The sequence below is a fragment of the Rhodopseudomonas sp. BR0G17 genome (genome assembly GCF_010907025.1).
Taxonomy (GTDB): domain Bacteria; phylum Pseudomonadota; class Alphaproteobacteria; order Rhizobiales; family Xanthobacteraceae; genus Rhodopseudomonas; species Rhodopseudomonas palustris_H.
Genome location: NZ_QUML01000010.1, coordinates 40879 through 66829 on the forward strand (window position 1 = coordinate 40879; position 25951 = coordinate 66829).

19 protein-coding genes are annotated in these 25951 nt (G+C 62.7%); 12 read left to right on the forward strand and 7 right to left on the reverse strand.

Going from position 1 to position 25951, the window contains the following annotated elements; translation table 11 throughout:
* The first annotated feature begins 6 nt into the window (after positions 1 to 6).
* Genes DY467_RS10180 through DY467_RS10185 form a run of 3 tightly spaced genes read left to right on the forward strand, consistent with a single transcriptional unit; the run spans position 7 to position 2487 of the window.
* Positions 7 to 1431, forward strand: a complete 1425-nt coding sequence (locus tag DY467_RS10180) for a cache domain-containing protein (RefSeq protein ID WP_246701511.1) — start codon at positions 7 to 9, stop codon at positions 1429 to 1431.
* Positions 1431 to 2117 (forward strand): adenylate/guanylate cyclase domain-containing protein, encoded by a 687-nt coding sequence (locus DY467_RS26505; protein ID WP_246701517.1) that lies wholly within the window; start codon positions 1431 to 1433, stop codon positions 2115 to 2117. The genes DY467_RS10180 and DY467_RS26505 overlap by 1 nt, the downstream gene beginning before the upstream one ends.
* Positions 2095 to 2487, forward strand: coding sequence for a DUF2721 domain-containing protein (locus DY467_RS10185; protein ID WP_164635758.1), 393 nt, complete (start codon positions 2095 to 2097; stop codon positions 2485 to 2487). Before DY467_RS26505 ends, DY467_RS10185 begins: the two co-directional genes overlap by 23 nt.
* Positions 2488 to 2570: 83 nt before the next feature.
* Here the strand turns inward: DY467_RS10185 and DY467_RS10190 are convergent, their stop codons facing one another.
* The 7 genes from DY467_RS10190 to DY467_RS10220 form a co-directional block, all read right to left on the reverse strand.
* Complete coding sequence (locus tag DY467_RS10190; protein WP_164635760.1) at positions 2571 to 6320, reverse strand: autotransporter outer membrane beta-barrel domain-containing protein; 3750 nt, start codon at positions 6318 to 6320, stop codon at positions 2571 to 2573.
* 389 nt (positions 6321 to 6709) lie between these two features.
* On the reverse strand, positions 6710 to 7876 hold the full coding sequence (locus DY467_RS10195) for a hypothetical protein (protein WP_164635762.1): 1167 nt from the start codon (positions 7874 to 7876) through the stop codon (positions 6710 to 6712).
* Entirely contained in the window at positions 7873 to 10608 is a 2736-nt protein-coding gene (locus DY467_RS26780; RefSeq protein WP_164635764.1) for an SbcC/MukB-like Walker B domain-containing protein, read from the reverse strand. Before DY467_RS26780 ends, DY467_RS10195 begins: the two co-directional genes overlap by 4 nt.
* Entirely contained in the window at positions 10575 to 11495 is a 921-nt protein-coding gene (locus tag DY467_RS10205) for an ATP-binding protein (RefSeq protein WP_164635766.1), read from the reverse strand. Before DY467_RS10205 ends, DY467_RS26780 begins: the two co-directional genes overlap by 34 nt.
* A complete protein-coding gene (locus DY467_RS10210; RefSeq protein WP_164635768.1) occupies positions 11489 to 12196 on the reverse strand; it encodes a DUF4194 domain-containing protein in 708 nt (235 codons plus the stop codon). The genes DY467_RS10205 and DY467_RS10210 overlap by 7 nt, the downstream gene beginning before the upstream one ends.
* Before the next feature lies 1 nt (position 12197).
* Positions 12198 to 13631: a Wadjet anti-phage system protein JetA family protein gene (locus DY467_RS10215; protein WP_164635770.1), complete on the reverse strand. Its 1434-nt coding sequence runs from the start codon at positions 13629 to 13631 to the stop codon at positions 12198 to 12200.
* Positions 13632 to 13855: 224 nt separating this feature from the next.
* Positions 13856 to 14062, reverse strand: a complete 207-nt coding sequence (locus DY467_RS10220; RefSeq protein ID WP_164635772.1) for a hypothetical protein — start codon at positions 14060 to 14062, stop codon at positions 13856 to 13858.
* A gap of 253 nt (positions 14063 to 14315) precedes the next feature.
* Here DY467_RS10220 and DY467_RS10225 point away from each other — a divergent pair, with 253 nt between their 5' ends.
* The 9 genes from DY467_RS10225 (at position 14316) to DY467_RS10265 (ending at position 25839) form a co-directional block, all read left to right on the forward strand.
* Entirely contained in the window at positions 14316 to 14870 is a 555-nt protein-coding gene (locus tag DY467_RS10225; RefSeq protein WP_164635774.1) for a hypothetical protein, read from the forward strand.
* Between the two features lie 4 nt (positions 14871 to 14874).
* A complete protein-coding gene (locus DY467_RS10230) occupies positions 14875 to 15069 on the forward strand; it encodes a hydrogenase maturation nickel metallochaperone HypA (RefSeq protein ID WP_164635776.1) in 195 nt (64 codons plus the stop codon).
* A gap of 5 nt (positions 15070 to 15074) precedes the next feature.
* Positions 15075 to 15881, forward strand: coding sequence for a metallophosphoesterase (locus tag DY467_RS10235; protein WP_164635778.1), 807 nt, complete (start codon positions 15075 to 15077; stop codon positions 15879 to 15881).
* 84 nt (positions 15882 to 15965) lie between these two features.
* Positions 15966 to 16562: a hypothetical protein gene (locus DY467_RS10240; RefSeq protein ID WP_164635780.1), complete on the forward strand. Its 597-nt coding sequence runs from the start codon at positions 15966 to 15968 to the stop codon at positions 16560 to 16562.
* The gene (locus tag DY467_RS10245; RefSeq protein ID WP_164635782.1) at positions 16559 to 18613 is read left to right on the forward strand and encodes an AAA family ATPase; all 2055 of its coding nucleotides are present in this window, start codon (positions 16559 to 16561) and stop codon (positions 18611 to 18613) included. Before DY467_RS10240 ends, DY467_RS10245 begins: the two co-directional genes overlap by 4 nt.
* Positions 18614 to 19093: 480 nt before the next feature.
* The gene (locus DY467_RS10250; RefSeq protein WP_164635784.1) at positions 19094 to 19831 is read left to right on the forward strand and encodes a TnsA endonuclease N-terminal domain-containing protein; all 738 of its coding nucleotides are present in this window, start codon (positions 19094 to 19096) and stop codon (positions 19829 to 19831) included.
* On the forward strand, positions 19824 to 22115 hold the full coding sequence (locus DY467_RS10255; protein WP_164635786.1) for a TnsB C-terminal domain-containing protein: 2292 nt from the start codon (positions 19824 to 19826) through the stop codon (positions 22113 to 22115). Before DY467_RS10250 ends, DY467_RS10255 begins: the two co-directional genes overlap by 8 nt.
* Positions 22112 to 23260 (forward strand): ATP-binding protein, encoded by a 1149-nt coding sequence (locus DY467_RS10260; RefSeq protein ID WP_164635788.1) that lies wholly within the window; start codon positions 22112 to 22114, stop codon positions 23258 to 23260. The genes DY467_RS10255 and DY467_RS10260 overlap by 4 nt, the downstream gene beginning before the upstream one ends.
* Positions 23257 to 25839 carry a TniQ family protein gene (locus DY467_RS10265; RefSeq protein WP_164635790.1) on the forward strand — a complete coding sequence of 861 codons (2583 nt, stop codon included), beginning with the start codon at positions 23257 to 23259 and terminating at the stop codon, positions 25837 to 25839. The genes DY467_RS10260 and DY467_RS10265 overlap by 4 nt, the downstream gene beginning before the upstream one ends.
* The last annotated feature ends 112 nt before the right edge of the window (positions 25840 to 25951 follow it).

Below are 25951 nucleotides of genomic sequence, written 5' to 3' on the forward strand. Positions count from 1 at the left end.
GGGCGCATGGGGTTGCCGGCGGTACGCGGTCGGCAATTCTGCATCGGCTTTCGGACGTCGATCGTCGCGGTGTTCGTCGCGGCCGTGCTCGCCGTCGGTCTGACGCTGGTGTTTCTCAGCTTCGAAAGGGTCACGCAGATTACCCGCTCGGCGGCGAGCGGCTTTATCGAAAAGGTCGCTCAGCTCGGTGCCGAGCACATCGACGAGCAGTTCAAGAACGTTCGCGACAGTCTCGAAATCCTGGCCGACCTCCCGTCGATCCAGACGGCCTCCATCAAGGACAACCCGCGCCTGAACAGTTTGCTGGCGGCAATGCTCCGCAACAACGAGCAGCTATTCAATCTCTACGTCGGCTACGAAGACGGGTCGTTCCTCGAGATGGACGTCATCGATCGGGCCGGACCGTCCTTCCGGGCCGACCTCAAGGCCGACGAGAATGCGGTCTTTCGGCTGGCGTTGATCGCGCGCGGCGACGGCTCGGCGACGAAGACAGTCTACCTGTCGCAAAACCTGATCCAGATCGTGGAGAATTCTGGGCCGGTCGATTACGATCCGCGCCAACGGCCGTGGTACGTCGACGCCGTGCGGAACGACGGGACGCTGCTGACGGGGCCGTACGTGTTTCACGCGAGCGGCGAGCCTGGCTACACGCTGCGGAGACCGCTGAGGGAAGGCCGCCGCGGCGTGATCGCCGGCGACATCTTGCTGAACCGGTTCGAGCAGATGCTCGTGCAGCAAAAGCTCGGCAAAACGGGCGTTGCCTTCCTGTTCGACGACGCAGGGCGGATTGTCGGACATCCGCAGATGCGGCGTCTGATGGCCGAGACCGCCGGTCGCGTCGAAGGACTGCCCGGGATGGCTGCGGCCGGTCTCCCGGGGCTGTCGTCGGCGATCACCGCTTGGCGGACCGGAGGACTGGCCCAGCAGTTCTTCGATGACGCTGGGGGACGGACTTACGTCGCCGGATTCCACAGGATCGAGACCGCCGGCGCGGCCAACATCAGGCTGGCTGTCGTGGCGCCGCTCGACGAGTTCTATGCGCGGATCATCGCCGAACGCCGGACCCTGTTTGCCCTCGCGCTCGCCTTCGTCGCTGCGTCGCTGCCGGTGGCATTCTGGCTGGGATCCTTGATGGCGCGGCCGCTTCGCAAGCTCGCCGCGGAGACGGACGAGATCCAACGGTTTCAGATTGCGGACCGCCCCCGCATCCATTCCATGATCGCGGAGATCGAAGAGCTCGGCCGCTCCGTCTTCACCATGCGCAGCGTCGTCAGAAGCTTCTCGAGCTTTATTCCCAAGCAGATCGTGCGGCAGCTGATCGAGGCCGAGTCCTCGCTCACGCTGGGGGGATCGCGCCGCGAGATCACCGTTCTCTTCACCGACGTCGCCGATTTCACGGCGAAGACCGAAAGGGCGGACCCGTCGCGGTGATGATTTACACCTCGCGGTATTTCGCCGCGCTTTCCGAAGAGATCATGAAGGCGCAAGGCACCGTGGACAAGTTCATCGGGGATGCAGTCATGTCGTTCTGGAACGCACCGGCGGAAGACCCCGACCATACCGCAAATGCCTGCCGCGCCGTCCTGGCGTGCATTCGTGCCAACGAGGAGGTCAACGCCTCCTTCCGGAGCGAAGGTTGGCCGATTTACGAGACACGCTTCGGTCTCCACGTCGGTGATGCCGTCGTCGGAAACGTCGGGTCCGCGGATCGGATGAACTACACGGCGCTCGGAGCCACGGTGAATTTGGCTTCCCGGCTTGAAGGGCTGAACAAAAACTACGGCACGCGCGTGCTGGTCAGCGCAGCCGTCAGGGAACGAGTCGAGAGGGAATTCCTGTTTCGTAACGTCGATCGGATTCGTCCCAAGGGTTTCGACGAGCCCGTCGAGATCAGCGAGCTGCGCGGAGAGCGGTCCGCCGCGAGCGAGGCCGAGATCTTCAGATGTTGCAGGTGGGATCGGCTGTACGCGTCTTTGGAAGCGCTCGACCGGGAGCAGGCCCTTAAGGACCTATCTGACTTCGTAGTTTTTTATCCGGACGACGGGGTCGCAGGCTATCATCGGCACCGCTTGGCCGGGCTGGAGGGAGGAACGCTTGCTCAAACAGGTTCCCATTGACCAAATCACCCGTGTCATATCGCTCGCGACAGCGCCTGCGTTCCTGCTTGGCGCTGTCGCGGCGTTGCCGGCGTTGCTTGTCGGTCGTCTTGATCGGCTATCCGCGCAATCGACGACGGCGTCCCAGGTCGGCACCGATCACATGATCGGACGAAGAGTGAGGATCGTTCGATATGCGATCGGATCCTGCGTGCTCAGCGGCCTGCTGACCGGTGCCATGGTCGTCATGGTCTTTCTCGACGCGCTGATCGGCGTCGACTACAACCGCAGCATCGTCGTTACCTTCATTCTGGCCGTCAACCTGTTCATGTTTTCGCTGGTGATGCTTTGGCTCGAAGTGCGACAACAGGGACGCCGGCAAAATCAATGATCATCGCGCAAACACTCCCTTCGTGCGTCAGCGGCGACCGCTGTGGAGCCTGTCCGCTTTCCATGCGCACCTTGCTGACGTTGTCACCAGTTCACCCTTAAACCGGCCTTTCCGGTGTAAGCGAAGCCGCCCCCGTCGAAGCGACTCTGATACGAGGCGTTCGCGTAAAGCGTGGTGTTCGGATTGATCTGGCCGCTGATGCCGGCATTGATCTCGCCCCAGAGACCGCCGAGATCGGCGTGGAACGGGATGAACCCGGTTGCCGACGAGAACGAGGTGGTCGGATTACCGAGAAACTCGTTCCAGAGGTTCGGCCGAATCCAGGCCGTGATCGTCTGCTGCGGCGAGCCGGCGACGCCCCAGGTTCGGCCGAAACGCGCGCCGACTCGGCCGAGAAGTGACTCGACATCAGCGAACCGGATCTGGGCCGCGATGTCGCTGGCGTCGTTGATGTGGACGTTCTGATAGACCACCTGGGCCTGGGGCTCGATGAACCAGCCGCCAGCGAACTTGAGGGGATAGCCGGCCTCGAGCGAAGCGGCGGCTCCCTGTGCCCCGGTCTTGAAGGTTGGTAACCCCCGGTTTGCGGTCGAACTGATGTCGTAGAACGTGCCTTGCAGGATCGCGTCGGTGTACCAGCCGGTCCCTCCGAAATGCGTCCAATATCCGCCGAGCGTGTAGGCCGCGAAGTTGGTGTCGCCTTGCCTGTTGTCGAAATGCGTGACACGTCCCTGATCACCTCCGATCGCGAAATAGGCGCCAGCTAGGTCACGGCTGCCGTCGGGCCGGTCGTGACGATAGACATCCATGCCGGCCTGCAAGCCGAGAAACGTGTAGTCGTAGCGCGGGCCGCCGGAGCCGCCGAGACTATCGCCGTGTTGCACGCCGTTGACCCCGATGACGCGACCCCAGCCGACCTTGCCGTTCTCGGGATTGGCGCGATTGCGCGTATCCTCTTCCTCACCGACGCGCTCATGGAGCGTGTCGAGCAGGTTACGCCCGTAGAGCAACGCCATGGAAGGGATCGCCGCGTAGAGCGAGGTCTCGATTCGGTAGTTCGGCGTAGGGTTCGGAACGGGCGTCGGGACTTCGCATTCCGGCACGGTCGGAGCGAGATCGCAATTGAGCGTGGAGCGCAGGTACCAAGCCTGCGGATTGCTCGCGTCGACGCTGGATCGGAATAGAGTGTATTCGTAGGGGCCTGCTACGGCTGGAGCTCCGAGTGCAAACGCACCCGCGTTTGTTGTTCCTCCGTTGATCGTATCGACCACCAAAATGCCGTTGCCGGTGGTGAGCGCACCCGGGCCGGTCGTGTTGACGACACGAAGGAACGAGTTGCCCGAAGCATTGCCACCATTCAGCACAAGGCGATCCGAAGGGGAGCCGTCCGTGCCCAGGAAGGTGTTCAGACCGACCGTTCCGCCGGCGCCGACATAGGTTTGCGTCGTCAGCGTCTTGTAGCTGGGGAGTTGTGTCGGGTCGCCGGCGGGCGGCGTGAACTGAATCGTGCCACCGTTCGTGGTCTGTTGCGTGACGTTCGAGTTCGCGGTGACCGTCCAAGTGCTCGTCGGCCCCACGTCGACGTTGGTGACGTCGAGGGCGGCTCCTGTCCAGCGCGCTTGCGTCGAGAGAGCGATGTTGGCGATGCTCGACGACTGCGCGAAGGCGTCGCCTGTGAGGATACTGCCGCTGGAGGCGTTGAACTGCACGACCGTCTGCTGGAAGCCAACTACGTTGTTGAAGGCTCCCAGCAGAACGCCACCGCCGCCTGTCACCACGGTGCCGTTGCTGGCAGTCACGTTCAACGGTCCTTGCGCGGCAATGCCGATCCCCTGCTGACTGATGAGGCTGCCTCCCGATAGGTTGACGGTATTTATCCCGGCGGCACTGAAGTTCAGCGTGGCGAGGCCGTCCGTGCCGGGGCCCGTCGCGAGGGCGGTCGTATTCGTAAGATCGATGAGGCCGGGCGCACTATTAATGAACAGGGCCGCTCCGCCGCCGGACGTCGTTACACTAGAGTTACGTCCGAAGACCTGACCGTTCGAATCGACGCGGATACCGAACGAGTTGGTGCCCGTCGTGGTGATGGTGTTGCTCGTCATGTCGACGACGCCGCCATTGGCCGCCTCGGCGCCCGTTGCGCCGCTTCCAGAGGTCACGTTGATGGTCGTGCCGATACTGTTGATCCGGCCGCCCGGCGCGTACAGTCCTGCGATCGGACTTCCGCCGGTTACGGAGAAGATTGAGCCGACCGCTGGATTTTCGGTAACGAGGGTTGCTGTCGCCAGCGTGTAGAATGTTTGGTTCTGCGCGGAATTGATGTCGATACGGCTGTTGCCAGAGATCGTAATGGTGCTGCCGGTCGCCGCCCATGCGCCGGCCGCAGCATTGGGCCCTGTGACGGTCAGGTTCTCAAGGGCGATGCTACCGTTGTTGAACGCCGCGACCCCTGTGCTGCCCGCCTGTCCCGCGACCCCAGCGCCATTGAGATTGATCGTCAAACCGCTTCCGATCGTCCCAAGCGCGACGGCTGTGTTGTCCACCGACACGCCGACGCTGCTGGTTCCGTTCAGCGTCATCGATGAGCCTGGTACCAGCGATACTTGGCCCCCGTCGTGGACGTAGACGCCCATCGCGCCGCGGCCGTTCATAGTGAGGGGGATGGCTGCATCCGCGGTAATTCGGCTGCCCGCGGCGGAGGCCCCGATGCCGACCGCGTTGAAGCCGGCACCGGTGGTGATCGAAGTTCCTGCATGGAGGCTTACCGTTCCGCCGCTCTCCGCGATGGCTCCATGCCCTCTCAACGCCCCGGATCCGACTACGGCAATTCCGGTGGCATCGAGCGTCCCACCGATCGCGACCAAGCCGGCGCCGAGTCCGGTTATCGAGTAAGTCCCTCCCGAAAGAGTAACGTTGGCGGCGGCGCCATTCGAAAGCCCAGCGTGACCCGGCGTCGTGATGTCGACGTTGGTTGCGGAGAGAGTCGAATTGTCAGCCCTCAGACCGCCCGCCGTCGCGGTAACGGAACTGTTCGCGATAGCAATCGTCGAGGTTCCGAAGGCATAGGCCCCAAGGCCCGCCGAAGTGACGGTGCCGTTCTGGAATGAGAGCGACGAGTTGGCGTTGGTGCGCAGCCCGTTGCCGCTCGCATTGACCGTCACGCCGTCGGCGGTCAACCTGCCGTTCGCCAAGCTTGCGACGAGTCCGTCGTCCGAACTTCCGTTGAGCGCGGTGACCGAGCCGCCGATGATGTTGATGGTCCCGTTGTTGGCGAGGGCACCTATGGCATTGGGGCCATTTGCAGTCGCCGTTACGTTGGTGGCGTTGACGGTGCCCCCACTGTTTGCGCGGAGAGCGCTCGCCTGGCTGGTGATACTGCCGCCGCTCACCGTGACGGTGGTATTGCCTTCCGCGAAAGCCCCAAAGCTGCCGCCCGCTCCCGTGGTTTGAATTGTCGTGTCGGCCGCAGTGATGCTGGAACCTGCGCCTGTGGCATGGAGCCCGGGTGCTCCAGCGCCGGTCGTTCTGACGGAAGACCCGGAGAAGATCGTGATGTTGCCACCGCTTTCGGCGTGCGCGCCGTCTGAATTGGCGCCCCCGCTGACCAGGGCAAGCGGTGTCGAACTCAAAATGATGCCGCTGTTCAGCGCGTAGAGCGGATAACCCGCGGTCGGCGGCAGAACTCCGGTGTTGATCGTCCCGCTGGCGGTCTCAGTCGTGCTATTGGCGACGACCTGTTGCGCCAGTGTCGGGCCGCTCGACAAACCAAATGCGAGCGCGCCGAGCGCGCAACCAAGGAATCGGTGATCGCAGAATGCACGTGATGCGCGCATGATCCCCTCCCGAGCGATGCGGAGAGGTTGACGACGGATCCCGCGTGAATTGTGACGCCGTTGGCGTGTAGCAGAACTTTTTCAACCTGTGGCTGATGGGATACAAGTCTGTAAAATTGTTCCGAGCTGGAACCCATCGTTCTTAGTCGAACGAGACGCTTCGCAAAATCGGCCCCATCCATGTTCCTCGCATTCGTGGATGGCACCGCCTTCCCGCGGCACGCTGGTCGCTTAGCCGCGCTGCGTCCGGATGGCGGGCCCTTTGACAGTCATTTGCAACTCGCTACTAGCAGGCTTTCAACATCAAACTTCCGACCACGACATCCTCGCCCGACGGTCCGAGACCGAAGATCATCCCGAGGGCGCTCCGTCGTTGAAGGCATCCACCGCTATTCTTGGTCAACGAACCGACCATGCTTTGCCAAGGCGGGGATCAGAAACCCGTCCGCATAGCAGCAGCCAGTCGTTGAGACCGGCTTCTGCCCGGACTTCCGGGCCTCTTCCGGTGTATGTCCCTCGCCAGCTTCGAGCCGAGCCAGCAACGGCGCATAACCTGGCTCCCATGCTCGCGCTCCGCGGAAACTGGTCCGCAGGACCGTTAGAATGGACATGCCGGCGTAGTCGAGGTCGCCCCAGAATGCCGTTGCGATATCCACGCCGCCATACAATACGCTCTCGAACGCCTCGACCTCGGCCGCCCTCGATACGGCGTCCAGACAGTAGAAGGTTCGAGAGCCATTCGATTGCCGTATTCGCCCGGCCGTACCCATGAAGCCGCCCGAATAGATCAGGGCGGCGCCGGCATAGGGCGATGAGCGCTGCACCGTAAGTGCTCCTGCGGCGTCTCGCATGGCGCGCTCGAACGACGTCTTGTTCTCGATGAAGAGCATCCATGAAAATGCTCCGGCGAAATAGACGTTCAGGTGGATTGGCTGGGTCGGGTAAGGGCACTCCTCCACCCCGAACAGCGCAGCAACGAGGTCGGTCCGATTGTCGAGAATCTTCGACAGCCCCCAGAACGCCCGACTGGAGATCTCCCGCAAATACAGGTTTTCGTGGGGATCATGAAGATCCCGGATCGAGATAAGCCGCCGGAAGACCTCCTCTGCGGATCGACCCTGGATGACGACCGGTAGCCCCGCGATCAACGCTTTTGCGCCTTCGTTGAGATTGCTCGATCGCACCAGGCTGCACCATTCCTGGGAATATTTCAGACCGGGACGCGGGCGGCCGTAGAAGGCGCGAAGGCGGTCCTCGTTGGCTGGTGAGGTCGATATCTGAAAGACGGGTTGGCGATCCTCACGCGAACCGTGGCGCGCCGCTCGTCGATACGCGACGACCCCGATCCCGGCGTCGGCGAGGACATCGAGGACATGCCAGGCGATCTCCCGGTCGGCGCTGGTCTCCGCCTTGAATATTTCCGGCGCCGATTTCTCGTCGATCGGTATCCTGACGGCGTTCGTTCTGTCTTCTGGCAGCGCCCGGTCCAGCCGATCCAGCGCGCTGCCGAGCAGCCGCCTCGCGAGCGGGTCGTTGAGGGCCGTATCAGGCGTCATTCCGCAGCTTCGCCGATGCCCGTCTTGAACGGATTTTCAAGCTCGAACTTCGCCGTCACCTCCTGGATGGTGTTGCGACGGTGCTCTTCGTAGACCTCCGCAATCTTCTGCTGTTCGAGATCGACTTCGTCGATCCAGGTCTGAGATCCCGCCGTCGGCGACTTCGAGAAGCTGATGCGCCGATTGAACACGTCCATCAGGGCGGCCATCGACTTGGTCGGCGCCGCACAGACGAGCTGGAAGCCCATTTCCTTTGTGAGGAAATCGATGACGCGCCTGGTTCTGGTCTCGTCCATGTTCTTGAAGACCTCGTCCAGGAACAAGGTGCGGAAATGCGAGATCTTCTGTTTCGAGAAGAGCCTGAAGCTCGCCGCGAACACGGCGGCGCGGATGATGTAGAACGGCGTCTCGGCCTCTCCTCCCGATCCCGTCCCCCACGTCGAAAGACCGCGAGGATCGCCGCCTTTCGACGATTTCTCGAAGTCGTATTTCTTGTAATTCCGGTAGTCCGCGATCCGATTCAATTCACGCATCGAATGTTCGACGTCGTTGGACAGGAGCAGCACTCGGAGCGCTTCGAGCGTCGCCTTCTGCGCGGGGGCGAACTCGGCCGCCGAGAACAGGTCGGCCGGCCCGGCCTCGGTGCGTTCACGAACGGCCCGGAACAGGTCGAGATACTCGCTGTACTCCTCCCGCAGCGACTGAGTCATGAGTATCTTGTCGCCGGAGAAGCTGATGTCTTCCAGGCTCTTGTTGATGATGTCGATGGTCCGGTCCGGTCCCGTCACCCTCTGAAGGATGCGTAGGCAGAAGTTCGACGTGAACGATTTCGTGAACTGCTGTTCGGCCAGCACCAGCTTGCCGCGCTGCTCGACCAGACCGGTGTCCCGCTGGCGCCGTATCTGGAAGGCCACCTGCTCGAACTGCGATCGGAGCCACTCCGCCATGTGATCCGGGGAGGGGGATGGCGACGGGTATTGAAGGATGTGGACGGCGATCTTCTGATATTCGAGAGCGTCGCGATTGTAATCACGAAGCACGTTCTCGGCGGCATTCTTCGAATCCTGCGTCCACGACCTCCGCTCTACGTTGCGGTCGCGGAAGGACTTGACCGGTCTCGTCGATTCGATCTCCTGCCGATAGAGCGTTTGATAGGGCAGCCGCTTGATCTCGGGGACCGCGGCAAGAGCCGCCTTCCATCTCGCGTCGGCGCGTTCGGCATCCGGAGACAGCTTGCGGATCGCTTCGTCCTCATCGGCCACCTTTCCCTCGGCGGTCCGGATATCCCGGCTAAGTTCGCCAACCTTGGGCAGCAGTTCATTCTTGCGATCGACGAATTCCGTGACCTTGGCCTTGGCATCGCTGGCCTGCCGTTCAAGGTCGGCGATGCTCGATACGTCGAGGTTCTCAAGCTCTTGGGTCGCAGCCCTGTGTTCCTTGCCGGCCGCCTGGAACGGTCCCACTTCCATATCCTGGAAGTCGGCCGGTCTCGTACGTCCCATCAGACCGACGGCGTTCTTGAGATCCTGCTCGCTGGTCGATTTGACCGTGATTTCTTTGCCGATCTGCTCGATCGCAAGACCGAGTGCCTCGGCCTGTCGGCGACGCACCTCGACGCCGAACACCAGTCTCTCGTCCGGCTCGGAGCGGTTGCGGTAGTTGTAGCCGGACACCGAGACGCCGTCCTGCAGCAACCCGCTGCGGACGTCCTTCAGTTCGTCCTCCGATGCGACGCAGACGCTGCGACCGTAGCGGGCGGTCAGATACCCGATCGCGACCCGATCATCGCTCTTGACCTTGCCCACAAGCGAGTTCGGAACGGCGGTGCCCGCGTCCCTGAGCGCCTGGCCGATCTGGGCGACCGAGGGACGGGAGCCGCTCGCATCGCGGTAGGAGCGCAACAACGCGATGATCCTGGCTTCATAGGCCGGCTCGTAGAGGATGGCGAACCGGTCGCCGCCGATGAAGCCCTCCACCGCGTTCTGCCAGGTCGGATCCTTCATCTCGACCACGTCGCACAGGATGCGCGGTTTGGCCTCCGGAAGAACCCGCGCCAAGTGAGCGACGAACTCCGACACACCGCGCGGATAGCTTGTGCTGCCGGATGCCAACGCCTGGCGCCTGACCTCGCTCTCGCGACGCTTCGTGCGAAGCAGGTCGATATCCTGGCGCAGCTTGTCCCTGGCGGAGTTGAACGTCTCGGCGACGGAGTCAATCTCGGCCGTCCAGCCGGCGCCGACGGCCGTGTCGATCGCGGCAATGGCTTCCTGGAGGGCGGCCACCGCGCCGCCGTCGAGTCCGTCCTGCACGGCACGGAAATGTCCTTCGACGTCCGGCAGCCTAATTCCGTCGATCCGGTCTCCAATTGCGGACAGCCTCGTTGCGGCTTCCCGCAATTCCTCGATGCCTGCACAAGCCGCCATCGACTGCCGGATTACGTTGCGGGCTGCGCCGAGCGTGAGAGTGGCGTTCCGCAGCTTCTGCTCGAAGCTCCGGATGGCGTCGGCGCTCCGCGCGATCCTGTCCTGGATGCCTTGACGGACGCGATGAACGTCGCTCTCGCTGATCTGCGCCCGCAGCCGCTCATAGACCTCGTTGTGGAACGCGGCCTGATTGTCGCAGTTGCCGATAGCTTTGTTGACTTCTTCGAGGCCGGCGGTTGCCGTCTCCTTGGCGGCGAGAGCCTCGTCGCGGCGGTTTACCGCGTCCTGCAGCAGCCTAGCCGCTTCCACGCGGCAAACATCCACTCCTCGATGAAGTGCTTCGCCCCGTCGTTGAGCAGCCGGTCCGCTTCCTCCAGAAGCCTGACGTTGCTCTCCAACCGTTCTGCCTGGTGCCTCAGATTGGAGACATCGGTGATCGTCGTCTTCAGCGTTTCGATCATCCTGGCGTTGTCGTCCGGCTCCAGGATGTCCTCGCGGATGAGCGCGTCGATGTCGTCGGGCTGCCGGTAGGCGATCGAATTGACGAAGGCTCGCATGCACCCCTCCGCCTCGCGCCGATCAACCGGCGACGGCAGTCCCTTGAGGGTCGCGTAGAGCCTGCAGACGTACTCGGTCTTCGTGCTGTAGTCGCGGACGGCCTCCTTGCCGAACTTTTTGCGGAGGGCGACGAAAAGCTCGTTGACCGGAATGACCTCCTCGGACCCTTCGGAGTTCCTGGTCAGGTCGGAGGCGCCGACCTTGGCGCCGAAGACGATGATCCTGACGTCTTCCAGCGACTTGTAGACCGGCTGGCTGGCCAGCCTTTCGAGCCGCGCCTCCACGCCGACGATCGCGGTGAACGGCTGGCCGGCCCCGTCGTCGCGTTCGTCCGGCTCGAAATAGAGACCGGCATAGCCGTGGGCGCCGTGCTGGCGGTGCGGCTCGGCGCTGTCGTCGGCTCCGAGGACGTAGGATGCCACCGTCCGCTTCGTCTTCTTGCTCGACGAGGTCTCGCTCTGAGCCGAATTGTACTTGGCGAACCGCAGTTCGTTGCCCGTCATCACGCCGATCACGGCGTCGATGAACGAGGATTTGCCCGCTCCCGTCTCGCCGCCGAGCAGCACGACGTCGGCCAGACCCACGTCGCCGATCGGAAGTTGGCCCCAGTTGACGGTTGTCACCTGCTTCATCAGCATCGTGCGGCATCCACTTCCATGTCGTCGGAGGTCGCAAGGGAAGCCCCCGCCTCGGCGGAATTTCGGCCCAACTCCCCGACCGCGGCGACCGCCGCGGCGACCGCGCTGTCGTAGACCAGCGAACTGATCTCGGGGCGGATGCTGATGACCGCGTCTTCATCCTTGAGTTCGTCGATGTTGAACTCGGCGACGCCGTGCTTCTTCAGTTTCATGAAGATCGCCTTGCGGTGGAAGTCGGCTGCCGGCAGGTCGACCTTGAAGTTCACCTTCATGGCGGTGACGAATTCGGTCACCCGAACGGCTACACGCCCGCCCGGACCCATTTTTCGGTCCACGATATGTTCGTCGTAAAGCAGCTTCAGCGTCAGCAGCGAGGCCGTGAAGTCTTTGTGGACCGCCCCCTTCAGTTCGCGCCGGATCTCCATCTCCTCGCCGACGTCCGGCAGACCGATGTCGCGTGCGCCGAAAGGCTGGAGGCGAAAATGGGAGGTGCTGGGATCGTGAAACAGATTTGCGCCATAGACGAAGGTGAGCACGTCCTGGATCTCTTCCTGACACCTTTGAGCGACCATGTAGAGGGCACGGTGACGCACGCTATCCTCGCGCGAAAGGAAGCCGCGGCTGATCAGCAATGCGTTGACTGCCTGGAAGTCCTCCAGTCTGACGTTCTTGGTCTTGAGCCGGTCCTGGATCGACTTCATGTCAGGCCCTTTCCGAGATCTTGTGATCGACGGCGCGAAACATTCCGTTGGAGCGGCACTCCTCGCCTTCCGAGACCGTCAGCCCGGTTTCGGCGCCCAGGCTCCGGACGATTTCGACGGCTGACATCGCCGCGAGGAGCGAGCGGGCGCCTTCGACCGGCAATTGCATCACCGAAGTCGATCCGCCGCCGGCCAGCACGGCCGCGTGGACGCGGCCGACCACTTCCTTGGCCGGGACTGCGAACGCCGCCGTCATGGCGTTGCGGATCGCCGCCTGCAGCCTTTCCTCGCGCGAGGGCTGCTTGCGGACGATCTTGGTCGGCGTGCGCACCCGATCGGCCCGCTCCGCTATCTTGAGGTCGGCCGGATCGACAAGATCCGCGCGCAACGGGAATAGATGGCTGAGCATCTCGCGGGAAATTTCGTCGCGCTCCTCGTCGCCGGCGGCCGCGAAGATGGTGGCGAACCTGATCAACGGGTCATCGTCCCCGACGGCGCTCAGCTTGATCAACCTGCCGATCAGGATCGCGTAGTTGGTCGAGAATTCGCCCACGACCCGGTGGAGTTCCTCATGCTTGATGTCGCGGGTCGATTCGACGACCCTGCGAATTCTGGCCAGCATCCAGGCATGGACCGCCTCCCCGTTGGCCTCCTCCTCCAGTGCCGGATTCTCCTCCGAAATCTTGCGGTCCACGGCCTCCAGGACGACCGGATTCATCGATGCGATGCTTTCGGTGAGATCGACGATGTCGGAGGCGTGGTTGTAGATGTTGTCGCTGTCGAAATACCGCGAGGCGCGTTTGTCGAAATCATTCACGCCCAGCATGTATGCGGCGAGGGCCTCCTTCGACGTCGAAAAGGAATGCCCCATGATGCGGCGCTGGTGCTCGGCGAATAGGTCGGAGACCTGGCAGACGTCGTCGAAGATCGTCGAGGCGTATTCGTAGGCGTCGACCAGATATTCGTGGTTTCCCTCGTCAGCGAACGCCTTCAGCGCCCCCTTGCAGGCGCGCACGCTGCGTTGGCGCGCCACGGATGTCTTGCGTCGCGTATCAGCGAACATCTTGGCGATCCGCTTACCCTCCGGCGTGAACCGCCAGAGCACCTTGAGGTGGGCTGAATCATTGTACTCCTCGATCATGCCGAAGAGCTTCAACCTCCTGCGTACCTTGTCGGCATACTCACGATCGTCGGCGGCGTCGTCGAGTTCCTCGTCGCCGTCTTCTCCAGAAAAGATCAGCGACCTGTTCTTGGCAAGCGCATCAACAATGATTTCCGTCAGCGCGGACCGATCCAGTACGATCTCGTAGTCGGCGTTCACGCCGAGGGTGCGCTCATAAATTTCGGTGACAACCTCGAAAAAGACGGCGCGATGCCTGCCGGTAAACGGCCTGAAAATGTCGAGGCGTGCCTTGGACAGAAAATGTTCTTGCATGGAAAGCTTCCAGCGATCCGCTACATGATGGTTCGGTATACCAATTTCCGCGCTAACGGATACTCCGCCGAAAAATCGTTCAGGTCGCGCACTACTCCCTGACCTCTAAACTTCACTTGCCAATCCAACGGCATCCGAGGATGCCTTTCCGAAAACGAGACTTACGCGGCAAATCGCGGAAGCACGACCTCGGTCACCATCCGACATCAGCAGGCAAACTAACCCTACTCGCGTTCACGTGACGACCTTCGACGCTCCAGCCACTGCTGGGCGGCTTCCTCCATGATCTGCCACGCGTGGGTGTCGTCCTCGAGCGCGGCCTGTTTGATCGCCTTGATGATGTCGACCTTCATCTTGGTGAGGAATTGCCGGCGCCCGTCGTCCTCGGATGGTTTTCGCCCCCGCCGTACGGGTGCGGTGTCGTCGGCCATCGGCAATCCTCTGAGAGATGCGGGAAACGTCCCATGCGCGGCCGGCCTGCTCAACCGATGCGCGTGTCCGGCCCACAGATTTCGCGCCTCTAACATTATATGAGCCTCATCCCGCTGACTCTACGAGACTTTCTTCAGAAAAGGTAGGGTCGATATCGACATATGTCAAATTATCCATAGAAAGCTATTGCGCCGGGACCTCGTTCACGATATGTTCCGAGCGTTGTTTCGGTAGCGTTTGTGGAGTCCTCCGATGTTGGTTCAGCGTTCCGGAGACTGGCGGTGGGCCCTGGCGGCAGCTTATCCCGCACTCTTCAGCCAGACATTTCAGGGCCGCATCATCACCCCACGCAAGCCGGAGGTCGGCAATGGCTGGCGCGACTTGGTCGAAACCGCAGTCAGCCGGATCGCCGCGGCAGTCGCCGCCGACCCGATTGGTTCGGCGAGCGTCGATCAGATCAAGGGGAAGTTCGGCTCGCTACGGCTGTACTATCAGACGCGCGACCTGCAGCCGGCGACGGCATCGACCATCGGCGAGGCGGTCGATCTCGCCGAGGCGCGCTCCGCTTGCACCTGCGAAGAATGCGGCGCCGAGGGGCGGCTGTTCAACGATAGCGGCTGGTTCTCCACGCGCTGCGACATCCACCGCCAAGGGAAGCCTGTGCGCGTGCGCCCCGGCTGGGAGCGTTTGCAAGTCATCCGCCACTACGACGGCGACGCCGTCACGGTGACCTGCCGGCGCTACGACCGGGAGGCCGACCGCTTCATCGAGGTTGACCCCGCCACTGTGTACTTCAGCGAGGAGTAGGGCGATGGCGCGCTTTCGCTGCCCGGATTGCCGGGCCGAGGGACCGTTCGAGTACGACGGCACGATGGCTTGCCCGTCATGCGGGTCGGCACGCGTCCAGTTCGCGCTGACGATCGAAGAATTGCTCGACGTCCACCCTAATGCCTTCGACGACATCGATCGCGAGATCGCCGAGTTCGAAACCCTCACCAGGCACTGACGACCATGCGTATCTGGATCATGTCCGACATCCATGTCGAGCTGACGCGCGGCTGGGACCTGCCAGGTCCAGGCGAGCGGCCGGACTACGACGTGCTGGTCGTCGCCGGCGACCTGATGCCGCGCATGGAGCGCGGCGTCGCGTGGTTGCGCGAGCGCGTCGCCGACCGACCGGTCATCTACATCGCCGGCAACCATGAGGCCTACGGCGCCGACATCGACCGCACGGTCCAGAAGGCGCGCGCCGCCGCCGAAGGCAGCAACGTCCACGTTCTCGAGAATGAGACGTTCGAGATCGGAGGCGTGACGTTCGCATGCGCGACGCTGTGGACCGACTTCGACCTCTACGGCGATCCGCAGCGCGCCATGCTGGCTGCTGGCGAGATGATGAATGACTACAAGAAGATCCGGATCAATCGGTACGCCGAGCGTTTCCGGCCGCAGCACGCGCTCGCCCGTCACAATGCGTCACGCGCCTTCCTCGAAGCGACCATGCGGCACCCCCGCAACGGGCCGTTGGTGGTGGTCACCCATCACGCGCCAATCGGGCCGCGTACGCAACCCATCGAGCCGACGCGCGAGGACCTGCTGTACGCCGCCTATGGCAGCGACCTCACGGTGTTGATGTCGCCGGGTCCGGGTGCGCTACGCCCGGCGGACGTATGGGTGCATGGACACACCCACGAATGGTTCGACGCCCAGATTGGCGCAACCCGCGTGGTGTCGAACGCCAAGGGCTACGGCCCGTGGCCGCCGCTCTTCCGGACCTGGGACAATCCGGAATTCGATCAGAACTTTGTCGTGACCGTTTGAGGAGGTGAGCATGAACGACGCCGACACGCATCCCCCGCAGATCGATGCCGTCATCCAGATCCAGAAGTGCTCGAGTGTGTCCTCATGGTCCGATCCCGTCCCCATGCGCGCGTCAGCGCAGAGTCGCTGTTCGTTTCCGCCAAGACCCGCACCGCAATCCCGGCTCGCCATGACCTCGTTCGCGAGGCGCTGGTGCAGGCGACGCTCGACCCGCTGGTCCGCGCGATCGAATTCGTGCCGGCGTCGCGGGTTCGCGAGGCACCGGTAACCCTCGACGCGATCGTCCTGGTCCGGGACGACGGGCGCCACGTCCTCGACGTGGTGCCAGCCCGTCCGGTCCGCGACGTGGAGGAGGAGGGCCTGGCGCTGCTCGCGCTGGACCAGCTCGGGCTGCCGTTGCTCACAATCAGCGAGGACGACATTCGCCGGCAGCCGCGGTTCGCGAACTCACGGCTCGTCTGGGACTACCGGCACCACCCGGTCGGCATCGAGATGCGGATGCAGGTGCTTACCGTACTGCGCGACGACGGGCCGATGGCGCTCGGCTGCCTGCTGCGCCGGGTGCGCGGTCAGCGGGATCCGAGCCCGGCGGTGCTTGCGCTCGCCTGCGCCGACATGCTCGAACTCGACCTGATCACCGAGCCGCTCGGGCCAACCACCATGGTGAGGGGCCGGTCATGACCAGCGCTGCGCGCAAACGGAAGAAGCGCGAACTGACCGCCATGCCGCTCGACCCGGCGGCCCGTAGACACGTGTTTCGCCCTTGGGCCCCCGTGGCGTCTGGACGAGGCGACGTGTGCAGCTCGTCCGGCGGTGCGGCGGCGAAACGGGTGCACGGCGTCAAGAAGCGCACCCGTTCACGCCCGCGTCCACGCGAGGCCGTCGTCGCCGCGGCGTTCGAGGCTGCGACCAACGAGGCAACGCGTGATCGCCTGCGCAACGAAAACGCGATAGCGGTCGTCATCCAAGTGCCGACGGCCTCTTGGGTCGCGCCGGTTGCCTCGTATCTGAGAAAGCAGGGTACCTGGGAGATCTTCGCCCGCGATGGCTCCAGCCGCAGTGGGCACAGGCCGGGCGTGGCCAACGATGAAGTGTCGGGCGCGCTGACGGCCGGCATGCGGGTGCTCGGGGTTTCGCAGCGGCCCGACGCCCTGTTACCGTCGGCGCTGACCAGCGCGGCGGACCTGACGATCGTGATCGCGCAGCCGAACGGAGCGGTGCTGCGTGACGCGCTGCGCCGCGCCTTCGCGGGCTACGTGCCGGTTCGCATCGACGACAGCCTGCTGGCCGGGATGGACCTCGATACCATCATCGCGGCGATGCGTCCTGGGTCGCGACCCGGCGACGTGGTCAAGCGGCTACAGGCGGCGGCTCGCCGGGCCATTGCGAAGGGGCCGGCGAGCCGATTGCCCGACCTCGCCTCGGCGATCGAATACGGCGCCGCCCGCGAATGGGGCCTGGCGCTGGCCGCCGACATCTCGGACTATCGGGCCGGCCGGATCGCGTGGAGCGAAGTCGATCGTGGCGCGGTGCTGCACTCGCCGCCCGGCTGCGGAAAGTCGCTGTACGCCAGGATGCTGGCGTCGGCCTGTGGTATGCCGCTGGTCGCCACCTCGGTCTCGGAGTTCTTCGCTTCCTCAAGCGGTGACCTTGATGGCGTGATCAAGGCGCAGCGGGCCGTCTTCACCCAGGCCGCCGAGTCCGCGCCCTGCATCCTGTTCCTGGACGAGATCGACGCGATCCCCGACCGCCGCACCATGTCGCCGCGTGGCCGGGACTGGTGGACGCCGGTGATCAACGACTTCCTGTTGCTGCTCGATGCCGCGGTCGCTGGCCAGCGCGAAGGCGTCGTCGTCGTCGGTGCCACCAACATGATCGACCATGTGGATCCGGCGATCCTGCGACCCGGGCGCCTCGAGCGCTCGATCGAGATCGCCCGCCCCAACGCGGCAGGCGCCATCAACATCCTCCGCTATCACCTGGCCGGCGAGCTCGCCGACGTGAACCTTAGCCGGTTGGGCCCGCTGCTGGCCGGGGCGACCGGCGCCGAGATCATGGAAAAGGTTCGAGCCGCGCGGCGAATCGCCCGGCGGGCACAGCGTGCCATGACAGAAGCCGATCTGTTCGCCGCCATCGTGCCCGCCAACACGCTGCCGCCTGCCAAGGCCTATCGCGCCGCGGTGCACGAAGCCGGGCACGCGATCGTCGGGCTCGCCACCGGCGGCGTCAGCGTCCGCAATGTGCTCCTGACCAGCCAGGCGAACTCCCACGGGGCCACGACCCTTGGCATGGACCGTATCTTGCCGACCCGAGCGTCGCTCGAGGACTACATCGTCGGCGTGCTGGGCGGACGCGCGGCCGAGCTTGTCTGCATCGGTTCGATCTCGACTGGCGCCGGTGGCAACCTCGAATCCGATCTCGGTATCGCCACCAGCACGACGGCGTCGCTGCACGCCGCCTACGGCCTCGGGAGGGACCTGGCGCTGCGGTCCAGCGCCCACGAAGCTCTCGACGTGCTCGAGCGCGATCCGACGCTGCGTCGGATGGTCGAGCACGACCTGCGCCGCCTGCAGCGCCGCGCGGACGATCTGGCGCGCCAGCACCGCGACGCGATCATCCTGCTCGCGAAGAAGCTGATCCGCGACCGGCACGTAGCGGGCGAAGAGGTGATGCGCATCTTTCTGACGACGCAACCCTCTGCAACGGGAATGCAGGCCGCCACCTTACACTAAAGGCTAACGTGAGTGAGACTCCAATGGTGAACGACGCTCCGACCCGATGATCGAGCGACGAAAATGAATCTCCGAAAACATAGCTACTCGCATGTTCGACCAACTCAACTAATCAGTTGTTCATTACTTCCAAAAAGCGGTCCGCGCAGAATTGCGTTCGGCAAGATTTCAGAAACGGACGTTGATCTATTCGGATCAACGTCACAATTTGCTGAGAGTCTTTCGTGCGCTGGCGGTTCGTAGCGGATGGTACGAACCTCAGTGTGTCGGAGGACGTCGATGGGCGAGATCATTTTCTTGGCGAAGGGTTCAGCGGCGTATCTGAACGCACTTCGCGTCGTCGAAGCCCAGACTGCCGACCTCGACTTTAGACTGAGCCGGCTTCGCAAAACGCTGCGCGAGTTCGACGGACGAAAACGCGGACGCTTATCGCGTAGGCGTGTCAGACAACGAAGATAGCACCCAGAATGGGTTGTCCAAATGAAGAAGGCCAAGAACAAGGGTCCCGTCGCCGTCCGCAATCCTAAACGGCTATTCACCGACAACTTCACCGGAACGGTTAATCTTTCGCGCGGCGATAGAGGTGCGGTGCAGTTCGAGTCTCTGCTTGAGCAGGACTGGATCACTCGGACCGACGCATACGAACACGACCTCGTCTCCGTGCGGCACCAGCCGATGAGAATCCGGGTCTGGGATCACGACAAATACAAATTCTGGACGCCGGACTTTCTTCTCGAACGGAAGAATCGCATTCCAGCGTTGGTCGAGGTGAAGCCGCTGGAATCCGTTTACCCGAAGCGTGACGATCCCGTTCTGCAGGCACGACAGCGATTGGAGGTCAAACACCGATTTCAGGTGCTCAAATCCAAGGCCGAGGCGCTGGGCTACGAATTCCAGTTGGCCACCGAAAACGAGATCAGGATTGAACCCAGTCTCCAGAACGCCGTCCTGATGCTTCGCTGCGTTCCGTCCCGCATCCCGCCCACGTGGTGCGGGGTCGGCCGAACTGCTGCGCTGCAATTGCCCCGTCGGAGTTTGGTCTCGGCCTTTGAAGACGTGCTTCCACCCGGCGTCGACGCCCTCGCGGTCGCTCTGTACCTGGCCTGGGCCGGCGAGATCACGCTCGATCCGAACAGCAAATGGTCCCGACGATCGACATTCGTCCGGGGACGCAAATGGTTCGCTCCAGAAGACGACATGGAGTCTCGGTTTGAGTGAAGTCGTACCGGTTCGTGTCCCTCATGGCGGCCCCGTTTTGATCGACGGACAGCGTTTCATGGCCGGGCCGGCTATGAGCGGCGGGCGCGTGTTCTTTCACCCAGAGAGCGGCCGCGAAATCTTCCTGAGCGAAGTCGCCCAGATGAAGATGGCGCTGAAGCTCCGGCTCACGCACCCGAACGACCTGGATAGGCTCAGTGCCTCTCGCCAGCAGAGCGTTCAAACGGATTGGGGCACCTTTACGCCGCAGGAGCGTGATACCGCGCTGATGCGGGCAGACTTCGTCCGCCGTCTCGATGCGGTCGAGCCGGCTCGCCTACGCGTGCGGAAGAAAGTGATAGCCGAAATTGTAGAGGAGGTCGGCAAGGAGCGCGGAATCTCAGCGGACAGCCTGCCGTCCCGCCGCCAAGTACGCGAATGGTACCGCGTCTTCATCGCTGCGGGCCGCGATGTCCGCGCGCTGGTCCCTTGTCACTGGGCCAAGGGAAATCGCAACAACCGATATGAGGACTGGCAGATCAAGGTTTTGGACCGGGTCATCGATGAGAAGTTGTCGACCCCGACCCCGACCAGCCTCAACTCCGCGCGCCGGGCTGCCAACCTCGCATTGAAGGAGGAGGCCGAGGCCAACGGGTATACGCTTGCGTTGCCTGGCGATGTGCAGGGTATCGGTAGCAAGCTGCTCGCGCGCATGCTGCGCTCTCGCGACCGCTTCCAGACCCTGTCGCGGCAGACGACCGTCTTCGAGGCGAGGCGGGAGTATCAGTCCGTTCAACTCGGTCCACAGGGCGACGAGGTCAACAAGGAGTGGGAAACCGACCACACGTTGCTCGACATCATCGTCATCGACGAGAATACCCGCGCGATCGTCGGTAGGCCTTGGCTTACCGTTATTCTCGACAGGTACTCGCGATGCATCGTCGGCTACGTGATCACCTTCGCGCCACCGTCCTGGGTGAGCATCATGGACGCGTTGCGCGTGGCCATCCTGGAAAAAGGTGAAATCGAGGGCGTTCACAACGCATGGCCCTGCTGCGGCGTCCCGGCCGTGCTGATCACGGACAACGGACGCGATTTCAAGTCGGCCTCGATGGACGCCGCCGCAAAGGCGCTCGGCTTCACGCTCCGGCACATGAAGAAGCGCAAGCCGTGGCTCAAAGGAAAGGTCGAGCGCTGGTTCCGGTCGCTCGAAGAGGACATCATCCACACGCTGCCGGGCACAACTTTCTCGAAGATCGAACGTCGCAAGTTCTACGTTTCGGAAAAGATGGCCATTCTGACGATCGACGAGATCAATTGGATCGTTTTGAAGTGGATCGTGGACGTCTACCACCAGAAGCGCCACAGCAAGATCGGCGTCGCGCCGGTCGAAGCGTGGCAGCGTGGTTTGAAGGAGATCCCGCTACCCTACGTGCCGCCGGGAGATTTGCTCATCCCGATGACGGGTCTCGTCATTCCGCGTTCTCTTTCGCGCGGCGGCATCCGCTACATGGGCCTTCGATGGGATTCCGAAGAACTCAGCTTCCTCCGCGGGGCGCCGGATGCCTGCGTTGATGTCCAAATACGCCTCGATCCGACCGACCTCTCAACCATCTTCATCCTCGACGAGAAGACAAGACGGTGGGTCCCGGCTGAATTGATTGAGCCTGACGAGGCGCGAGGTCATAGCCTCGACTTTTGGGTCAGGGTAAAGCGGCTGAAGGCTCGTCTTATGAAGGAAGAGGACCTTCAGAAAGATATCGCGCTGGCCGTCTCGATGAAGGAAATCGACAACTTCGTTCAGGAGCAGGCAGCATCCCGGTTGAAGTCGAAAGCACCGAAGCGGCTCGCCAGGTTCCGGAAAAAGTCGCCGCCATGGAAGCACGTCAGGCCCGCGCACCAATCTACAGACCACTCTCCGCCTGGATCGCATTCGATAGGCGACACGTATGTGGCTTCGCCGCCTATCCAGCCGCACGGGCCGTTTATAGAGGCCACCATCCCCCCGACTTCTGATAGCCGACCCGTGGCCATGCCGACGGAGAATCGAGGCCAATCGCGGGCTTCGAAGCCGGCCGGTGGCGTGCGCTCCGCGTCAGATCAATCGGCTCGGGCGAGGCCTGAGGGTCAGCAATCCGCGGTGAAGAGACGGCGCGCGTCCTCTTCGAAGTCAACCCGGCCAACCAGCGAACGCCCGTCAACGGACACTTCCACGACAATGCCCCCGGTGGACGATCAGCCCGTGGTCATTCGCCCGATTGACTTCGGGTCGCCAGGCAAGCGCAACGAGAGAAATCAGAAATGACTTTCAGATTCGCCAACCTCACAGATCAAGAGCGGAAGCAGCGCCTGAGACTGCGAAGGATCGAAACCGAATCGACACGGGAAGTCTCCCGCGAACTTCGTCGCTTGCTGGAAGATGCCGGCACCGGATCGGAAGGTGACGGCATCTTCGTGCTCGGCGAAACGCGCGCCGGCAAGACCACTGCGGTCAGAATGTTCACCGACGAAGTCTTCCACCAGTTGAGAGGCGAAGACCCCTCTGGGGAATGGCTCCGACCTGAGGTGCCGGCAACGGATCTGCGGCCCATCATTCATCGAACCGCTTACGGAATCGAGCAGGCCATCGCCGTGCTGGCGGTCAACAGCGAGCCGACGTTCAAGTCGTTCATGCACGACACCGCGATGGCGTTGGGTGTCTCGCTTCGGGCCAACGCCAACTACGGAGACGCGAGCCGGAGCGTGCAATCGGCCATTCTGGCGCAGAAGGTCAAGATGATCATCTTTGACGAAGTTCAGCACATCATGAGAGCCAGGATGCAGAACTTTCGTGCCTCGGACGTCTTCAAGCTGCTGTTGAATTCCCGCGTACAGCTTGTTTTCATTGGCCTGCCGGAAGCTGTGCATCTCAAGCAGGTGAACGAGCAACTGGAAGGTCGGCAGCGGGATTCCCTCATGGTCGGTCCCTTGCGCTGCCACCTCGAGGACTTCCCCGAGCTGGATGCGCACGGGCGCCCGAAAGGGGGCCGCCGGAGCGAAACGACCGAGTACCAGAAGATCCTCGCGGCCATCGACAAGTCGGCGGGCGAAGCCTCGTTCCTGCCGTTCGACGCTCCCTCGAACCTCGCAGATCCCGAGATGGCTATGCGCCTCCATCAGGCGGGCGGTGGGTATCTTGGGAACATCATGAAGCTGATCCAGAATGCGGGAAGCCGCGCGATCGACGATGGAAGCAAGAATATCACTCGCGGTCACTTCGCTGAAGTCTATCGGCGCCGGAAGCAGTGCAACGACGAGGACAACTACTTCCTGATGTCGTGGAAGCAGTTCGAAAATCGCTTCGGCGAAATCCTCGATGAATCCGGCGACGAAGAACCGCAGGGGAAATCCACAGCCTTTCGCGCGCGAATAACCAGGCATGTGAAAGATGTCGTGTCAGGGCGCCGATGACGGAGGTTGGACACACGCCGTACGTCCCCCGGCTTGGGATCTATCGATGGAGACCTCTCCAACCCGAGGAGTCCGCTCAGGGCTTTCTCTTTGCCCTTGCGGAGATGCATCGCCACGACTCTCCGGATTGGACGGCGCATTGTCTGGGCATCAATCAATCGCGCTTGGCGCACGGCGAGCCGGCGGAGTTGGAACGGTTCGCTGGCGCCGTGGGTCAGTCGCTTGAGCAGTTTGCACAGTGGAGCGTCCGGTGCGCCGAGGATGGCAAGCGCACGCTTCGAGGAAACGAAGTCACAATCCAACTCCACTATCTGACCCGCAGGCTCTGCCCGGCCTGCATCGCCGAGTCGCAACACCACAGGTTTTGGTGGGATCTTCGTCCCATCACCACCTGTCCGCGCCATCAACTTTGTCTGATCGACACCTGCGTCTGCGGCAGCAAACTCAAATGGCGGGACCCCAGCCTTCTCCACTGCGACCAAGGCCGGTTCTTCGCAAACTTGCCCCGGTTGGAAGCCGACCCGGCTATCATGAGGGCGGATCGATACCTGTTGGCCCGCTTCGGATGCGCAGAATCCGAGCCTGTCGCGATTCTCGATGAGATGAACTTCGTCGAGACCTGCAACATTTTGGAACGGATCGGAGCCGCTGACGTCGGCTTCAGCAGGAAGTGGCGCACGGCGAGGTCGCTGGGCGTCCCGGTTGCAAAGCTTCAAGCTCGCGGCTTTGAAATTCTGGCCGACAACCGCCTCGACGAACTCCTGACCCGCACCTACGACGAATTCATCGCAAATGGAGGGCGCCCCGAGCAGGGGTTCTCGGCGTGCTATGGCTGGCTCTTTCATTGGTTCAACTACAGACGGCGATGGAAGGGCTACGACCGTCTCGCCGAAGCGATGCTCAGGCACGGCGCGGCCCGCTTCCCGATCGTTCCCCGCGCCAAGCTCGGGACCCTCCTCCCTGAAGAGCACAGGAAGCTGTCGCTGAAGCAAGCGGCAGCGAGAATCGGCGTCAGCACCGCCGGCATGCGAAGCATCGGGCTGGCTCTCGAGATCATCAAGGACGAGCCTACCTCCGGACATGCGAAGTCGTTCCCGTCCGATCTCGTCGACCGGCTGGCACGTGACATGGCGGACGCACTTTCCTTGGAAGAAGCAATGGACCGCCTCGGGATCGCGCGCAGGGTCATGGTTCAGCTAATTGAAAATCAAACCATCACGCCTGCTCTCGACTGCCGGGGTCAAAAGAACGCTTACGTCTTCCGACGAACTGATGTGGACAAGCTCCTAACCACGCTTGCGGCGTCCACTCCGATTTTCAAACGGCCTGCCAAGGGCCTAGTCGCGCTGTCCGGGCTCGGACGAGGACGCCCGGCCAGCGTAGCGCAGGGCGTGCGGCTGATCCTCGAAGGACATCTCAAGGTCAGCCAACGCAAGACAAAGGGGGCCGGCCTCCAGGCTCTTTTCGTCGACCCCAAGGAAGTGCTCGAAGCTGCCGTGCGGTCTGCCGAGGGCGACCTCCTGTCGTTCGCAACGGCCGCTAACAAGATGCGGATCAACAGTCGCGGACTCCGCCGCATGATCGACTTGGGGCTCCTCGCTGGGGTGCCGGCCGGCGCGACGGAGCTTCCAGCGGATGTTGCCGCGAGGTTCTCACGCGAGTTCATCATGATGGGCGAAATCCGGGATCGGATCGGCGGTAGCATGGCCACTCTTCGGCCCCAGCTCGAGCGCGCCGGGTTCCCGCCGGACGACAAGCTCGCAAGGTGTTTGCTTGCCGGCTACCCGCGGGAGCGGATGGAGGCTTTCCTCGCCGAAATCGAGACCGGCGAAGCCTCGCTGGAGATGCCGGACCCCGCCCGAAACGCCGTGATCGCCGAAGCCAGGCAGATTCTGAAATCGGCCCGCAAGCCAGTCGAAACGGACGATATGATCGGCTTGATCCGCCGAAAGACAAACCTGGGTCCTTCAGATCAGCCCGCGTTCTTCTTCACGACGATGAACGAAGAGAAGGCACGGTTCGTGTTCATTGTTGGCGCGGGATGGTGGCTGCGCTCTCGCCCATTCTTGGGACGTGTGTTTTCGGTTGACGAGAAGCCCAGCTACCACGACTTCGTCGAGGAGGCCGTGCTGGAGATGATCCGGACTGCAAAGCGACCGCTTTCCAAGGAGGACATCGCCGCCGCCTTGCGGGGCCGCGGTCTGGCGATTGCTGCAGCCAGCGAGGAGGTCTTCCTGCGTAAACTGACCGCGAAGCACCGCACCAAGATCGCCAGGCTCGTCGGTCTCGGCTACTGGGACAGGATGAGGCCCTACGGGCCGGCGTTGTACAACAGCAAGCTCTATCCAACCGGAATCCAGACCCTTGACGAGCGGATCACTGCCTGCGTGGTTCAACATCTCACCGAAACCAAATCACCCGTCAGCCGCGCGGATCTGATCAGCATGCTCGCTCGGCGAGGTGCGTTCGACGCGGGCGAAAAAAGTAGATCCCAGATTTCAAGGGCGCTTCAAAAATCTGGCAAAGTCGTGTGGTTACCAAAGCTGGGTTATGGACTGAAAGGGCGGCGCTATAGGTGAAAAGGGGTTCAACTTCGCGTTGTCTGGACTCCGTAGGAGTTGTCTTCGCTTGGCAATTATCACGCCGATTTGTCACCAGTGCTCTGGAGGACGATTGGCGTCCATGGTAATC